Below are 15639 nucleotides of genomic sequence, written 5' to 3' on the forward strand. Positions count from 1 at the left end.
GTAGAAAAAATCATAGCCTCAGCCCTGTCCCGGCTCAAGCCTTCGCCGGCCTGCCCATCAGCCATTCCGTGCAATGATGAACGGCTTCCATCGCATCCAGATCGGATTCGTCATAGGCCGTTCCCACCGTCGCGTAGCACTTCAGGCAAATGGAATCGAACGATCCATCCTTATTCGCCCGATGAGCGAAACCCTTTTCCGTTTTCATAAACGAATCTTGCAGAATTATCGAGGCGGAACATTAATCATTCCTTAATGTAGTAGCCCGACCATTCTCCGACTTCCGTTCTTGAGTGTCGCGGAGTCGGACGCGTGCGGCTTGTACCGCGCATGATATGCTCTTTCCCGATATGAGCGACCATTTTTTGAAAGCGGCAATTGAAGAGGCGAGAATTGGACTAGCTCAAAATGGTATCCCGATTGGCTCCGTTCTCGTAATAGATGGCGAGATCATTAGCCGCGGCCATAACAAGCGCGTTCAAGAAGGAAACCCTATCCTTCATGCCGAGATTGATTGCCTGGCGAATGCTGGTCGGTTAGGTTTTAGTCAATACAGCCGCGCAGTGTTATATACAACGCTATCGCCTTGCGATATGTGCTCTGGAGCGATTCTGCTTTATAAGATACCCAAGGTCGTTATCGGCGAAAACCGCACGTTCCGCGGCCCCGAGGAATATCTTCGTTCCCGCAATATAACATTAGAGGTTGTTGACGACGAGGACTGTTATCACCTCATGCAAGATTTCATTGCACGTAACATCGAACTCTGGAACGAAGATATCGGCCTACCCTCCGAGCAAAAAAAACTCTAGCGAACTTCGCTTCTTAGTCGCTATGCTGATTATCTTCTCGATTTGACGGTCGAAGCCTATTTGTCATTTTTTGATTCTAATAGCTTCACAGCATGGATAAACGTTATGGCTGATAGGTTACCTCGGCTGTTTATTGGGTCATCGACTGAAGGCAGACTCGTTGCAGAAGCAGTACGAGAAAGCCTAACAAATGATGCCGATGTCATTCTCTGGTCAGAGGCGTTCGACCTGGGAAGTTCCTTCATCGAATCACTACGCAAACAAACATATGGTGCTGATTTTGCAGTACTCATAATGACGCCCGATGACATTGTCGAGAGCCGAGGCAAGGAAAGCTTTTCACCTCGAGATAATCTCGTATTCGAACTCGGCTTATTCTCCGGCAGGATTGGACTTGAGCGCTGCTATTGCATCCACCCCGAAAAGAATGCGCCTAAGATTCCGACCGATCTCTTGGGGGTGACGACTGGATCCTATCGGGCCGATCATCCTCAAGGCCTCGTCTCAGCGGTTGGCGCAGTGTGTAACAAAATTCGCAGGAAAATCGCCGAGCTAGGCGTTTACGTGCAGGTGAATCCGACGATTGAATTCTGTTCTCGGATCGCGGGCTTTTGGTGGGAATACATTACACCCGTCCGTTTTTCCGCTCTCGGGCTTCTTGAAATCACATTCGATCACAACGCCTGGGGCATACACATCCAAGGCTTGGCACACGCTCCTGATGGCTCCCGGGTAGCCGATTGGTGGACAGAGGGTTGTGGAATCAACTGCGCAGACAGAAAGCTGAGCTATGTATGGAAAGGACGATACTTGAACCGCCCCGAGGGAAACTTTGAAGGATTTGGTGATTTCTCGTTCAATGAATCGAACGGCTCGTTTGTGCGTGGTCATGGGATTTTCCTGGAGGTCGATGCGACGGATTTGCCACACGCGAGAAAAAAGGCTGGCAAGCTCACCCGGTGTTCGGCTGCGGATATCGAAATTATGCGTTCAGGAGACAAAGCGCAAATATCAACACTTATCCAGGAAAAGCTTGATCTTACAAACATTGCGAAATCACTGAAGACGCCACCCCGTTCGTTCCCATAGGCCGGATGATCCAGCATTACGTTCTGCTATGTGCTGAGATGGTTAGCAGGCGATGAGCCTTTATAGGGCCAGAGATTTCGGGAGAGAGCCGATACCGCGAAATAAGAAGTTGCCGAGCGCATCCAGCGTGAACGTCGCAGTAAACATGAACGCTAACCAAAAATTCCCCACAGCGAGCGGCACAGCGACTACCGAAATCACATAAGTAATTGATTTCAATGGTGGGCGAGGCGGGAATCGAACCCACAACCCCCGGCTTAGAAGGCCGGTGCTCTATCCAATTGAGCTACTCGCCCGCGCTTGATTGCTTCTACTTAATTGTAATGGCTCTCGACCCGATTGTTGCACCTGCATCGCGTCTCAACAAAGAACTCATCACACCGAAAACGGCCACGCGCCTTCATCACCGCACCACTCAAATCTCTGTGCACCCCAACGCTCCGGAACAGTGCTCTCAAACCAATCCGCAGCTGTCTTAAACGGAGCCGCCTTCGCCGCCACCTGAAACGCCTCCTTAAGCGCCTGCCTCTGTTCCGCACCCATGGCCTGCTTTTCCACTGAAACAAACAGCGCCGTCCCGCTCGCCGCTACATAGCGCAGCCACTGCTCTGTCTCGCGCCACGGAACCGCCTGCGTCACGGCAACACAATCGCCATCCACCGCAAAAAAACTTCCCTGCTGCGCCAGCCGGAAGGCAATCGTATTCACACCCATGCGCCGCGTACGCTCCCAGATCTTCCCGCTCGTGTCATCACCGGTTCGAGACAAATCAAAAATCCCAGCGCCCAGCTGTCCCACCGTATTGCAGCCAAGGATCAGCGTCTTCTCACCGAGTGTCGCGCGAATCTCCCGATATAAATCCGCGATAATCTCCGCATTCGTGCGGCTGCGATCGTGAAAATGCCAGCCCGAAAGCGCAGGCTGCGCGCCCATCTCAAATCCCCACTGCCCCAGCAGGTCATAGGTCGAGAAGTCGTGCTTTACCATCTCGTAGCCCCACTCTGCCAGTTGGCGCAGCTTCGTCCGAACCGCTTCCAGAGCATCCGGAATCGTCGGATCATACGCCAGCTCTGCCGTGCGCTCCGTGCGTCGACCGAAGCGAGCCTCCGGCATCAGCAACTCCCGATTCGTCCCTTCAGGAGCAATCAACGGACGAATCCATATCCCCGGTCGCACCCCGCGCTCGCGAATCTCTCCAGCCAGCTGCGCCATATCCGGAAATTTATCCTTATGCGTCCACCCATCGTCGATCACGGTAAATGGCTTCGGACCACCCGCAGGCCGCAACGCCGCCGCCATATCCGCATCTTCCAGAATCAGCTCCCGGCTGCTCTTGCCATACGCGTAGTACCAGTCATTCGTGCCATACACAACTCCCTGCGAAGGCCGCGGCTTCCGGCACATCACCTCGCAAAACTGATGCAGCGCCGCAATCGCATCCTCTCCGGCCTCGCCCCTGCGCGTGACAATCGTAGCCGCATGCAGTTGCCGCTCACCCAGCTCTACGCCCGATCCGCCATTCGAAACATCCAGCCACAGCGACACTCCCTCCGCATCCACTTGCCAGAAGCACATTGCGCCCGCGCCCGTCTCTACTCCGTATCCATGCAACGCCGCGCCGTCAAACGCCGCAAAATACCACGGCATCACTCGCTCCGGCATCATCGCTCGCCATGCCAGATCGCCATAGCTGCGCTCCCAGTGATCGCCAAGAAAGCGAAGCCGCGAATCAACCGCCGCAGACCACCGCAAGTGAACATGCGTCAAAGCCGTGCCCGCAGCCGACACATGCACCGCCAGCGTCGCGACCTCCGCAGCAGTTTCTACCTCAACGCCGTGCCCCTGCCATCTCGAACCAGACCGCGTCAGAACGATGCGATTCTCAAGCCCCGCATAAGCCGTCGCAGAATACGGCAAGCGCAGCAGCTCAAAATAACTCGAGGTCTTCGCCGCAGCCGAAGCAAAAGCCGGCACTCCACTCACCGCACCCAGAGCAGAAGAAGCCACCACACCACCAAGAAAGGATCGTCGCGTCAGAAAATCATCAGGCATCTTGCGATCATAAAACGACCGAAGCCCTACCGCCGGGATGCGCAAGCCACCGCAAAGCATCCACTGTCCATCGCACACGACCCAGACCCCCGCCGGGTGCCTCAGAGCCTGCCCTGAGCGAAGCCGAAGGATTCACGTAGCTAACCTGGGTTCTTTCAACCCACGTCATCATAAAAGGATGATTCAGCCGGGTGCCCCAGGTTCGCGTAGCTAACCTGGGTATTTTTTAACCCACGTCATCATAAAAAAAGCGATTCAGCAAGCCACCTCAAAAGCAGCCTCCATTCATCGCACGCCACCCCGACGACCGCCTCAGCATGCTACCCTCAATCTTTGCCTTTTAGAGCATTTTCGGAGCCAGCAATGAAGCCAATTTTTGCCCTCGCCGCCCTCAGCCTCCTGCCCTTCATCCCCGCTCACGCGCAGGAGACCCACGGCATCTCCATCGCCAACATGGACACCTCCGTCAAACCGGGCGACGACTTCTACCTCTACGCCAATGGCAATTGGATCAAGCGCACTGAAATCCCCGCCGACCGCGCCGGCATCGGCGTCTTCACCACCCTTGCCGATCTCAGCAACAAGCGCACCGCCGACCTCATCGAAGAAGCCGCGAAATCCGCCGCACCCGCAGGCTCCGGCCAGCGCAAAATCGCCGACCTCTACAACTCCTATATGAACGAGGCCGCCATCGAATCCAGGGGATCGGCACCGCTCCGCCCGCACCTCGAAGCCATCCTCGCCATCAAAAACAAAACGGACCTCTCCCGCGCATTAGGCGAAACCCTCCGCGCCGACGTCGATGCCCTCAACAACACCAATTTCCACACGCCGAATCTATTCGGCCTCTGGGTCGCGCCGGGCTTCAATGATTCCGACCATTACACCGCCTACCTGCTCCAGGGCGGCCTCGAACTCCCCGACCGCGAATACTACACCAGCGATACCCCACACATGCACGATCTGATGACCAAGTACCAGACCCACGTCGCCGCCATGCTCCGGCTCGCCGGATTTGACAACGCTGAATCGCGCGCCGCAAACGTCGTCTCACTCGAGCACGCCATCGCCGAAAAGCACATCCCGCTTGAAGAAAACGAAGACATCCACAAAGCCAACAACACCTGGCAGCCCTCTGACTTCACAACCAAGGCCCCCGGCATCGACTGGCCGGAATTCTTCCGCGCTGCAGGTCTCGACAAGCAATCCAGCTTCATCGTCTGGCAGCCCACCGCCTTCACCGGCGAATCCGCGCTCGTCGCCTCTACACCGCTCGATACATGGAAGGACTGGCTCGCCTACCACCTCATCGAAAACTACGCCGGCATCCTGCCCAAAGCCTTTGCCGACGAGCGCTTCGCCTTCTTCGGCAAAACTCTTACCGGAACTCCGCAGCAGCGTCCGCGCTGGCAACGCGGCGTCTTCGTCGTCAACGGCCTCCTCGGAGATGAAGTAGGCAAGCTCTATGCCCAGCGCTACTTCCCGCCCGAAGCCAAGGCGCAGGCGCAGGCCATGGTCGCCAATCTCATCGCTGCCTTCCACAAGCGCATCGATGCCCTCACTTGGATGGCCCCTGCCACCAAGGCCGAGGCACAAGCCAAACTCGATACCCTGTACGTAGGCATCGGCTACCCCGAAACATGGGAAGACTATTCCAATCTCGAAATCAAGCCCGATGATGTCTTCGGCAACTTCTGGCGCGGCAGTCTCGCCGCTTACCATCGCGAAATCGGCCGCCTCGGCACGCCTGTCGATCGGCACCGCTGGTGCATGACCCCGCAGACCGTCAACGCCGTCAACCTGCCGCTGCAAAACGGCCTCAACTTCCCCGCCGCCATCCTGCAGCCGCCATTCTTCGATCCGCAGGCTCCCGCCGCTTCCAACTACGGAGCGATCGGCTCCGTCATCGGTCACGAAATCAGCCACACCTTTGACTCGGAAGGAGCCGCCTTCGACTCCAAAGGCCGCGTCCGTAACTGGTGGACACCCGAAGACCTCGCCCACTTCAACGCCGCTACAGCAAAGCTCGCCGCGCAGTATGACACTTACATGCCCTTCCCTGATCTGCATGTCCATGGCAAGCAGACATTAGGTGAAAATATCGCCGACGTCGCCGGAATCGCCGCCGCCTACGACGGTTATCACGCCTCTCTCAACGGCAGCCCCGCACCCGAGCAGCATGGATTCTCCGGCGATCAGCAGTTCTTCATCGCCTTCGCTCAGAACTGGGGATCAAAGGCCCGCGAAGCCGCCCTCCGCCAGCAGGTCGTCGGCGACCCGCATGCACCCGCCGAATACCGCGCCGCCACCGTCCGCAACATCGACGCATGGTACGATGCCTTCACCGTAAAACCCGGCGACAAACTCTACCTCGCCCCACCCGACCGAGTCCGCATCTGGTAACAGTAATTTGTTGAATTGCCTTCTCAGGTTTGAACGCGACCATCTGAGCGAAGCACCGTACGTTCAACTCGTCATCCCGAGTGAAGCGATGTGTTTTTCAACTTGTCATCCTGAGCGAAGCGACCGCAGGGAGTGCAGCCGAAGGACCTGCAGTTTGCATCGTCCGGCAGAAAACTGGGTGCCCCATTCTGAGCGTAGCGAAGGGTGGGGGAAAGAAGGGTGGAAACCTGGGTGCCCCAGGTTCGCGTAGCTAACCTGGGTCTTCTTTCAACCCACATCCATCACAAAAAAGGGTGAAATACAGACAAGCTCAACTGAACCGCGTCCGCTTCCAAAGCAGCCAACCACACCCAATCGCGGCAAAAACCAGCACCACACACAGCACGCTGACCCAGGCAAAATTCATCTCCAGCGGAGGCGCCTTTACCTGCAATCCCAGCCAGAGAAAAACCGCTACAGCGCAAGCGACAATCGCATAATCCCACCATGGCCGCCGCCGCTTTTCCTCATCCCCATGGATCGATCCCAGCTGTGCCGCCACGCAATCCTCAAAGCGCAGACCATACTTCTCGCACTCTCGTGAAATCGCATCGCGCCCCGATTGCTGCTCTCGCGCCGGAGCCGCCGCCGTGCTGATAAACACAGCCCCCACAATCATCAGCAGAGAGCCCGTCAAAATCATTCCGCGGCTCGCATCGCTCACATGCGCCAGCTCACCAAACACCAGCGCACCCCACGCCAGTCCCCATAACTGGTTCGTATTCGACAGCGGAATGCCGCGTCCGATGCCGACATACTTCGTCGCATACTGCTGGAACAGATCGCCGATCACCCAGCAGAAGCCGCCAAGAAAAATCCAGAACACAACATGCCGCGCTGCCATCAATTCCGCATGCAACGGAGCCACACCGCCGCCAAACATCACCGCCAGCAATCCCATCGAACCCAGCTCGCCGATCGTAAACACAGTCACAAACGACAGCGGATTCATCCCGCTCAAATACGCCTTCCGATAAGGCACATACATCGTGCCCCACAGCAGGCTCGCCCCCAGCGCCGCCAGAATTCCATGCACCGCGCGAGCATGCTGCATATCTGTATGCTGCACAGTTACAAATGCCAGCAGAATAGCGCCCGCCACGATTGCCAGCGCTCCGCCCAGTACTCTCGACCCGATGCGGAAGCCCGCTCCGCGCATTTCCTGGAAGAGCAGCCAGCCCCAGAAAATCCCAATCAGGCTATTGGTATTCCAAAGCGGAAATGCAATCGCCAGCCCCACATCCCGGATCGCAAACACCGTCAGCGTATTCGCCACCGCCCACAGCGACCCCGCCAGCACAGCCCACACAATCAAATGCGGCTTGGCAAACAAGTCGCGGAACACATAATCCGTCCCCTTCAGCAGAGTCGGCAGCGTCCACCGCGCCACAAACACGCCCAGCACCATCGCCAGCGAAATGGCAAACGGAGAAAGCCCGGCATTCACCAGCTTCGTCGGAGCCTCCGCACCGCCCAGCCAGACCCCGGCCGCCAGTCCGCAAGCCACGCCCAACCCATGCATCGAGGTAGCTTGTGTGTGACGGCTAACAGTATTCGCCAATCAAAATCTCCTTAAACTATGCCGGTGCCGATACGAAGCTACGCCGTCATCCTGAGCGAAGCGTGGCGGAGTCGAAGGACCCGCAAGCTTGAAATGCGTGCGCCTTCTGCCTTGCGCAGCAAGGCTAACGAAACCCCCAAGCTCAATGCAGCCACGCCAGCAGTACCACCCCGACCGCGAGCACGCCCACCGGAATCCAGAACTGCACATCCGTCAAAATCGCTTTCAGCATTTGGATAAACCTAACGGCATCATTCCCATGCTGTCAAAGATCAAATCTCGGACTATATGGAATCGCTACCAATCCCCCAAAATCAGCAAATTCAGGTGACGACCGTCCGTCCGCACTCCTATAATGGATCGTCAACGGAGGAATCTTCTCATGCACACCATCACGCCCGAAAAACCCATGGAACACCTCGACGACTGGGACGATTTCGTCGCCAGCCGCTACAAAGAGGGCAAAGCAGAAGAAGAGTTCCGCAACTACGACGCCGAAGCCAACCCCGGCGTAGCCGAGTTCTACCGGCTCAACCATCAGCACCAGACCGTCGACTTCGTCCTCGAAAAAGAAAAGGAATTCCTCGGCCTCAATCGCGGCAAAAAAAGCATTTGGGAAGCAGCCGACTACCTCAATACCCTCGTCGACGACAGCGACCCCGACACCGATCTCACCCAGATCGAGCACCTTCTGCAAACGTCAGAAGCCATCCGCCGCGACGGCCATCCGCGCTGGATGGTGCTCACCGGCCTCATCCACGATCTCGGAAAAGTCCTCTGCCTCTACGGCGAGCCGCAATGGGCCGTCGTCGGCGACACTTTCCCGGTAGGCTGCGCCTGGTCCGACCAGATCGTTTTTCCCGAATACTTCGCCGCCAACCCGGACAGCGACGTTCCCGAGTACCAGACCAAATACGGCATCTACGAGCCCAACTGCGGCCTCGACAAGGTCCATCTCTCCTGGGGACACGACGAGTACATCTATAACGTCGCCAAGCCCTACATGCCTGAGCCCGCGCTCTACATGCTGCGCTATCACTCGTTTTACCCGGCGCACAAGCACGGAGCCTACAAGCACCTCATGACCTCGCACGACGAGGAGATGTTCGACTGGGTCCACAAGTTCAATCCCTACGACCTCTACTCCAAAGGCGCGGCCAAGCCCGACTTCAAAGAGCTAAAACCTTACTATGACGATCTCATCGCCGAGTACTTCCCGGAGAAGATCGCCTGGTAAAAGGACGCACACTTCAGAATAGAGAGCGCGTCTTCGAGACGCGCTCTCTTCTTTCCCCGTAGGAAAATTACCGGGTGCCCCAGGTTCGCGCAGCTAACCTGGGTGTTTTTTAACCCACATCACACAAAAGGGTGGGAGCAGAAATCTCATCCAAAGACATTTGTCATCCGGAGCGAAGCTAAGCATCCCTACCACCGATCTGAAATCTCTGATAATAGAAAACAGGAGAACCGATGGCCAAGCTCTTCCAATCGATCGAGCCCGCGCTCCGCGAATTCATTGAGAAGCAGCACATCTTCTTCAACGCCTCCGCCGCGTCCGACGGCCGCGTCAACCTCTCGCCCCGCGATGCTGCCTCTCTGCGAGTCCTCGACACCCGCACCGTTATCTACCTCGACCGCACCGGAAGCGGCAATGAAACCGCAGCCCATGTGCGGATCAAAAACCGCCTCACCCTCATGTTCTGCGCCTTTGAAGGCGCGCCCACCATCCTCCGCCTCTACGGCAAGGCCCGCATCCTCCGCCGTGGCACCCTCGAATACCTCACATTCCTTGCCTCTGCCTTCGATAACGCCGAGCCGCCGGGAGCCCGCCAGATGGTCATGCTCGACGTCGATTCAGTCCAGACCTCCTGCGGCTATGGCGTGCCCTTATTCGACTACGTCGGCGAGCGCACCACCCTCACCCGCTGGGCAGAAGCCAAAGGTGAAGCCGGGCTCGACGAATACCGCCGCCTGAAAAACGCCCAAAGCATAGACGGCTTCGCCACCGGCCTCCTCGAAAACGAAACAATCTAAGAATGGATACAGGGTCATCTTGACGAAGCCGACCAGCCAAGCCGCCCCAACCGCGGGTGCCCCAGAGCCTGCCCTGAGCGAAGCCGAAGGGTTCGCGTAGCTAACCTGGGTATTCTTCAACCCAAGTCACAAACATGGGTGCCCTATCCTTTCGCGCCTTTGCGAAAGGGCGGGAGAGCAGCAATTCGATCATGAATTCTGCAAATGAACTCCAAACTGGAGAACCTTGCCAGCAAGGCCCGGTAGAAGCACCGGCTATCGAGGTTAGCGCGAAGCGCCCGCGTGCCCGGCACTTACCAGATTCGCAAATATCCGGTACGCGCCCGGAACCGCTTCATCCGTCTGCCGATACAGTGCATAAGCCACGTAGATATAAGCGCCCTTCCCGTATCGCGCATATAACAGGCCACCCTTCTGCGGGTCCTGCCCCGGGTCGTGCGTTTCTGTCAGCGCCGCGTAGTGCGAATCCCACGACTCCATGAACGAGTGCCCGCGCTCTTCTATCCAGCCGTTGAAGTCGCCCTCGGTGATCTTGTTTGGCCAGTTCAGCAGCGGATTGTTCGGCTCCAGAATCGTGACCTTCGATTTCTCGTCGACCACCTTCTCCAAGCGTCCCAGCGAGTAAGGATAAGGCCCGAAATTATGGTCGTACTCTGGCGAGTTGTACTGCACCACAACAGTGCCGCCATTCTGCGCAAAATCCAGCAGCCGCTGGTTGGCCTGCATCAGCACAGGCCGCGCCGCGTAGGTGCGGATGCCGAGCACAATTGCGTCATACTGGCTCAGGTCGCCATGCAGAATCTCATCGTCCGTCAGCAGATGTGATTGAATGCCGATCTGCTCCAGCGCCTGCGGTACTTCGTCGCCCGTTCCCATGATGTAGCCGACTTTAAGATTGGGAGCGACCTTCACATCAACGCCGCGTGCAAGGTACGTGGCCGGATGATAGTAGTAATACGGCCGCACGCCCGGATATCCGACCTGCTGCACGCCTTCGGTGAATTCGTAATTGCCGCTGCGTGCCACAGCTTTGATTGTGTAACTTGCATCCGTCAAGAAAGACGGATGCACCGTAAACGGAATGGTCAGCGGATCATTCGCAGGCAGATGAAACTTTGCCGTCGCCGGCTCCGCCGTCCAGCCCGCAGGAAGTTCGAGATGCAGCTCGCCGTCGGCAGTTGACTGCTGTTCATTGTCGAGCGTCACCGCCAGCGGAAACGACTTCTCGCCAAGCGGCATCACGCCAGCACCCGTGCCGATCTTGACCGAAATCCGCGGCAGCACAACCAGCGGTTGATAGACAGCGCCCGGCCCGTGCACCCAGTGCACCGTCTGCACTACTTGGCCGATGCGAATGGGCACGCCATCGTAATTGAACTCCGCCCAGCCCTCCACCGGATAGGGCGCAAACGGACGGTTCAACCATCGCTTGTCGTCGATGTTGTAATAAGGCTGCTCAATCGAAGGACGGCTGAAGTAAGGCCGGGTTGGAGTGGCGCGGCTCGGCACCTCTACCTTGAAAGGAATATCGGTCTCGACGCCGCTCGATGTATTGACGCCGCCCTGCCGCTCCACCGGCCAGTGCTCGCTCTCCGGAGTCACAAGCCACGTGCGCGTCAGCCGCAGCTTGCCGCCTGTCGTCCACGGCTCCGCGCTGGTCACGTGCAGGCGCACGTTGAAATCCATGCCCGGGGTCGCGTGCAAGAAGGTCATCGCTGCCGCCGAGCCGGAAAATGGATTGCGTTCCGTCCGCTGACCCGGAGCCACCAGCGCATTTACCTGCAGTCCAAGCGCCTCGGCCAATGCGGTGTTGAACTGCGCCAGCTTGATTTGCAATTCGCGACTCACATTGGATTTGTCATCCGCGCTCAGTCCACTCGCATTCACCGCGTCGATCAGCTGCTGGGTTTTTTGATAGCCGTCATGCAGGTCGGGAACAATCTTCGACGGATCGGAAGGAATATACGCATACAGCGCTTTGGTGACATGACGATCGATCTCGCGCAATCCATCTTTCAGGAACTGGTTATCGCCATGCGCAAGCGAGGCAATCCCCGCGAGCGATACATCGATGCCGTCGAAGAAGGACGATTCCTGATCCTTCGTCCCCACCCGCGAGCCGTAGCGGTGGTAATCCACATCGAACGGCCCCGGCAGCGGAGGATTGCCGCCGCCATTCTGCGACTTCTGCTCGCTCCAGCCCTCGCGCGACATCTGCACATACGAGCGGCCAAGCACCGGATCGAACGATCCTTCCGGAATCACCACATTCGTTGCCGGAACATCGTCCATCCAGGTCTGGTTAACATAGTCGCGCAGATGCAGCGGCGACGACTTGCCCGTCGCGTAATCGAACATCGTCTTGTGCGCGCCATCGCCGCCAATAGAAAAACCCGGCACGCGCGCATACACCTTCAACGGCGACCACGGTCTCAACCCCTCGGCAATCTGGTCGGGAAAGACATTCGGATCGCCCGCAGCCTTGAAGGCCTCCTGCGCCATCTCGCCGGAAACCTGGTGGTGCCCATGACCATCCGTGATGTTGCCGGTAAACACCGAAGTAAGTACGAGAGGACGGTTCAATCGGACAGCCCGCACCACATCATAAAGAACTCGATCATGCCCCCACTGCTCAAAAGCCTCATCGATCGTCTTCGAGAAACCATAGTCGGCAACCCGCGACCAGTACTGCTCCGTGCCGCTGAACTCATCCGCGCGCAGCAGCTCATTCGTGCGGATCAGGCCGAGCGCATCATAGGTTTCGCTCGACATCGCATTCTGTCCGCCTTCGCCGCGCGTCAGCGTCAGCATCGCGACGCGAGCTCCGGCGCCACGCGATTCAAGCGTCAGCATGCCGCCGTCTTCATCATCCGGGTGCGCGACTATCATCATCACGCTCGCCCAGGTGTGCAGCTTGCGTAGAGTCTGCCACAGTCCATCGGCGCCGCGATCTTCGGGCAGTGTATGCGCGTTGGGTGTGGCGGCAATCTGCGTGGCCCACGGCACAGTCTGGGCTTGTGTCATCGTGGCCGTAGCGAGCGCGAGTGTGGCAATCAGCTTGAGTCGTCGGCTGGCAGGCTGCATCTGGTTATTTGATCTCCAGGAAAGTGTTCTAGCTCAGTGTACAATCCACGAACTGCGTCTCTTGTTTGATGATGGTCGAATTGAAACGACAAGTCGGTCTGGGCAATGCCATCTCGCTGAACATGATGAACATGATCGGCGTCGGCCCCTTCATCACGCTGCCGCTGGTGGTAGCGGCGATGGGTGGCCCGCAGGCGATACTGGGATGGATTCTCGGCGCCTTGATCGCAGTATGCGACGGATTGGTATGGGCTGAGCTTGGCGCTGCCATGCCCGAGGCTGGTGGCTCCTATGCCTTCCTCCGCGAAATCTACGGACGCAACGGTGCAGGCTGCTGGGCATCGTTTCTCTACATCTGGCAGCTCGGCTTCAGTGCCCCGCTTTCCATCGCCTCGGGCTGCATCGGTCTGGCGCAATATGCAGCGTATCTGTGGCCGTCGCTCAGCAGGAATGTTTTCGGCATCGCACACCTGCATTACACAGGTGTCCTGGCAGCCGTTATTTGCCTGCTGATTCTCGCGATGCTCTATCGCAATCTCAGCACCATCACGCGACTCGCTTGGATTCTGTGGTCCGGGGTGCTGCTCACCATCGGGTCCGTGATCCTCGCAGGATTGACGCACTTCCATCCTGCGCTGCTCGCAATGCCGCCTGGAGCATTTCATCTGACGCCGGCGTTCTTTCAGGGGCTGGGTGCTGCGACGCTGATTGCAACATACGACTACTGGGGCTATTACACCGTCACCTTTCTCGGTGGAGAAGTACGCAACCCGGAACGCGCCATACCTCGCACGATCCTGTTCTCGATTGCAATCGTCGCCATCCTGTATCTGCTGATGAATATCAGCGTGCTCGGCGTGATTCCGTGGCAGGACGTCGTCAAAGGTGGAAACGAACGGAATGCGATCGTCGCGGTGCTGATGCAACGGACGTTTGGTCCGGCGGCCGGTCGCATCATCGCAGCTCTTGTCATGTGGACAGCATTTGCTTCGGTTTTCTCACTGCTGCTTGCATATTCACGAGCACCTTACGCCGCTGCGCTCGACGGCAACTACTTCCGCGTCTTCGCGCGTCTGCATCCGAAACATGGCTTTCCCTACGTCTCGCTGCTCGCACTCGGAATTGTCGCCGCATGCTTCTGCTTCTTCGATCTGTCGCATGTGATTTCTGCATTGGTCGCCATCCGCATCATCCTGCAATATGTGCTGCAGCAGATCGGCGTCATTCTTCTGCGCATAAAAAAGCCGGACATGCCGCGGCCCTTTCGACTATGGTTGTATCCGCTTCCGCCGCTGCTTGCGCTGGCAGGATTTATTTTTATTTTGTTCTCGCGGCCAGATGCTTCGCGGGAATTCGTCTATGCCGGCGTGATTGCCATCACCGGCAGTGCGCTCTACTTCATTCGTGCGCGGAAGCGGCGAGAGTGGCCGTTCGCGCCTCATGCGAAATAAATCTGCACCATGCCAAACGTCGAGAATCGCACCTGCACTTCAGACCCGGCATTGGCAGTGAATTTCCCGCACCAGCTGCCGGTCGTGATCCAGTCGCCGGCTTTCAGTCCGGCAGTACGATGTTGGGCCTCATCCGCGAGCCATACCACCAGGCGAAGCAGGTCGGTCCCGGCAGTGTTTGACGCATTTCCCTCAAAGCGAACGACGCCGTCCATGGTCACGATAACGGATTCTTTGGCTAGGTCTGCACTCTGCCATCCGGCAAATGCAGGGCCATAGGCGAAGCCTCCGTTCATCTGCAGATCGCCAATCGCCGAAAAGCGCTCGACCTTATCCGGATCGACGAATGCAGGCTCCAGCAGCTCGATGGCAGGATGCGCCGAGGCAATCGCATCGATGACCTCTTCGCGCGTGTATGGCTGCTCACGCGGAGGCAGGTCTTTGCCCAGATGGAAAGCAATCTCAGCCTCTACGCCACGATAGCGCCGGTGAGATTCAGAGAGGGTCTGGCCGCTCGAAGCGAAGCCTCCCAGCAGTGGCATGGGAGAAAAGAGTGGTGTCGTTTCCGGCGACGGCGCTCCAACCTTCCAACCACCCACCGGTCCCATCGCTTGCGCGATGATGTCCTGCAATGCGTAGGCTTCATCAAGGGTGTGAGGGCGCAGAGCGTCGGGAAGTTCGTCGATTGGCTGAGTATCGCGCCGGGCTGCAAGCAGCAGTTCAGCGGCCTGCCGCATGCGATCATTTTCGAGCGAAGAGAGTCTTTGCCAGTGCTGCGATATGGGTGTAACCATTGCCTGCTCCTGCGAGTCTGATGTGTAGATTGGATGCGTTTGGCATTCGGGTGAGGGTATTGATTTCTCTCGTGTACATGCTGTTTGTTGCGTCGTCAAATCGCGCCGAGCTTCGTGCGATCAAGCGTAGTCTAATTAATAAGTAGAAAGCCAGGAATTCCATCCATGTTGATTCGCAAGCCCAGCGATATTCCGTCCTCTGAAATCACATCGCAGTCTGCCTACCTCAATCGCAGAAAGTTTATTACTGCGGCTGGTACCGCGGGCATCGCGGCATTGGCGGGAGAACGCATCCGGCGCATTCTTAAGCCGACTGCCGG

11 protein-coding genes and 1 tRNA gene are annotated in these 15639 nt (G+C 57.6%); 6 read left to right on the plus strand and 6 right to left on the minus strand.

Annotation, left to right across the window (positions count from 1 at the left end):
- Positions 1-34 precede the first annotated feature (34 nt).
- Positions 35-208 (minus strand): hypothetical protein, encoded by a 174-nt coding sequence (locus tag GSQ86_RS01730; RefSeq protein WP_158748241.1) that lies wholly within the window; start codon positions 206-208, stop codon positions 35-37.
- Positions 209-350: 142 nt separating this feature from the next.
- Here GSQ86_RS01730 and GSQ86_RS01735 point away from each other — a divergent pair, with 142 nt between their 5' ends.
- Both GSQ86_RS01735 and GSQ86_RS01740 read left to right on the plus strand, forming a co-directional pair.
- A complete protein-coding gene (locus GSQ86_RS01735; RefSeq protein WP_158748242.1) occupies positions 351-812 on the plus strand; it encodes a nucleoside deaminase in 462 nt (153 codons plus the stop codon).
- 105 nt (positions 813-917) lie between these two features.
- The gene (locus GSQ86_RS01740) at positions 918-1901 is read left to right on the plus strand and encodes a TIR domain-containing protein (protein WP_158748243.1); all 984 of its coding nucleotides are present in this window, start codon (positions 918-920) and stop codon (positions 1899-1901) included.
- A gap of 219 nt (positions 1902-2120) precedes the next feature.
- Here the strand turns inward: GSQ86_RS01740 and GSQ86_RS01745 are convergent.
- A tRNA-Arg gene (locus tag GSQ86_RS01745) sits at positions 2121-2197 on the minus strand.
- A gap of 79 nt (positions 2198-2276) precedes the next feature.
- The gene (locus tag GSQ86_RS01750) at positions 2277-3953 is read right to left on the minus strand and encodes a hypothetical protein (protein ID WP_158748244.1); all 1677 of its coding nucleotides are present in this window, start codon (positions 3951-3953) and stop codon (positions 2277-2279) included.
- A gap of 363 nt (positions 3954-4316) precedes the next feature.
- Here GSQ86_RS01750 and GSQ86_RS01755 point away from each other — a divergent pair, with 363 nt between their 5' ends.
- Positions 4317-6356: a M13 family metallopeptidase gene (locus tag GSQ86_RS01755; RefSeq protein ID WP_158748245.1), complete on the plus strand. Its 2040-nt coding sequence runs from the start codon at positions 4317-4319 to the stop codon at positions 6354-6356.
- A 310-nt stretch (positions 6357-6666) separates the two neighbouring features.
- Here GSQ86_RS01755 and GSQ86_RS01760 read toward each other — a convergent pair whose 3' ends face one another.
- Positions 6667-7956 carry a GRP family sugar transporter gene (locus tag GSQ86_RS01760; protein WP_254062072.1) on the minus strand — a complete coding sequence of 430 codons (1290 nt, stop codon included), beginning with the start codon at positions 7954-7956 and terminating at the stop codon, positions 6667-6669.
- Positions 7957-8338: 382 nt separating this feature from the next.
- Between GSQ86_RS01760 and GSQ86_RS01765 the strand changes: the two genes are divergently transcribed.
- Positions 8339-9193, plus strand: coding sequence for an inositol oxygenase family protein (locus tag GSQ86_RS01765; RefSeq protein ID WP_158748246.1), 855 nt, complete (start codon positions 8339-8341; stop codon positions 9191-9193).
- Between the two features lie 233 nt (positions 9194-9426).
- On the plus strand, positions 9427-9990 hold the full coding sequence (locus tag GSQ86_RS01770; RefSeq protein WP_158748247.1) for a pyridoxamine 5'-phosphate oxidase family protein: 564 nt from the start codon (positions 9427-9429) through the stop codon (positions 9988-9990).
- A 264-nt stretch (positions 9991-10254) separates the two neighbouring features.
- Here the strand turns inward: GSQ86_RS01770 and GSQ86_RS01775 are convergent, their stop codons facing one another.
- Positions 10255-13074, minus strand: coding sequence for a PIG-L family deacetylase (locus GSQ86_RS01775; protein ID WP_158748248.1), 2820 nt, complete (start codon positions 13072-13074; stop codon positions 10255-10257).
- Positions 13075-13154: 80 nt separating this feature from the next.
- Between GSQ86_RS01775 and GSQ86_RS01780 the strand changes: the two genes are divergently transcribed.
- Entirely contained in the window at positions 13155-14525 is a 1371-nt protein-coding gene (locus GSQ86_RS01780; protein WP_254062073.1) for an APC family permease, read from the plus strand.
- On the opposite strand, the gene GSQ86_RS01785 is transcribed toward GSQ86_RS01780, so the two are convergent.
- On the minus strand, positions 14513-15319 hold the full coding sequence (locus tag GSQ86_RS01785) for a 2-keto-4-pentenoate hydratase (protein WP_254062074.1): 807 nt from the start codon (positions 15317-15319) through the stop codon (positions 14513-14515). The genes GSQ86_RS01780 and GSQ86_RS01785 overlap by 13 nt on opposite strands.
- Positions 15320-15639 lie beyond the last annotated feature (320 nt).

The sequence above is a fragment of the Acidobacterium sp. S8 genome, from assembly GCF_009765985.1.
Taxonomy (GTDB): Bacteria; Acidobacteriota; Terriglobia; order Terriglobales; family Acidobacteriaceae; genus Alloacidobacterium.

What these genes read in the sequence shown, in the direction of transcription:
- GSQ86_RS01775 (WP_158748248.1), bottom strand. Translation starts at nt 13,074, where the DNA reads ATGCAGCCTGCCAGCCGACGACTCAAGCTGATTGCCACACTCGCGCTC.
- GSQ86_RS01755 (WP_158748245.1), top strand. Translation starts at nt 4,317, where the DNA reads ATGAAGCCAATTTTTGCCCTCGCCGCCCTCAGCCTCCTGCCCTTCATC.
- GSQ86_RS01785 (WP_254062074.1), bottom strand. Translation starts at nt 15,319, where the DNA reads ATGGTTACACCCATATCGCAGCACTGGCAAAGACTCTCTTCGCTCGAA.
- GSQ86_RS01750 (WP_158748244.1), bottom strand. Translation starts at nt 3,953, where the DNA reads ATGCCTGATGATTTTCTGACGCGACGATCCTTTCTTGGTGGTGTGGTG.
- GSQ86_RS01765 (WP_158748246.1), top strand. Translation starts at nt 8,339, where the DNA reads ATGCACACCATCACGCCCGAAAAACCCATGGAACACCTCGACGACTGG.
- GSQ86_RS01770 (WP_158748247.1), top strand. Translation starts at nt 9,427, where the DNA reads ATGGCCAAGCTCTTCCAATCGATCGAGCCCGCGCTCCGCGAATTCATT.
- GSQ86_RS01740 (WP_158748243.1), top strand. Translation starts at nt 918, where the DNA reads ATGGCTGATAGGTTACCTCGGCTGTTTATTGGGTCATCGACTGAAGGC.
- GSQ86_RS01735 (WP_158748242.1), top strand. Translation starts at nt 351, where the DNA reads ATGAGCGACCATTTTTTGAAAGCGGCAATTGAAGAGGCGAGAATTGGA.
- GSQ86_RS01730 (WP_158748241.1), bottom strand. Translation starts at nt 208, where the DNA reads ATGAAAACGGAAAAGGGTTTCGCTCATCGGGCGAATAAGGATGGATCG.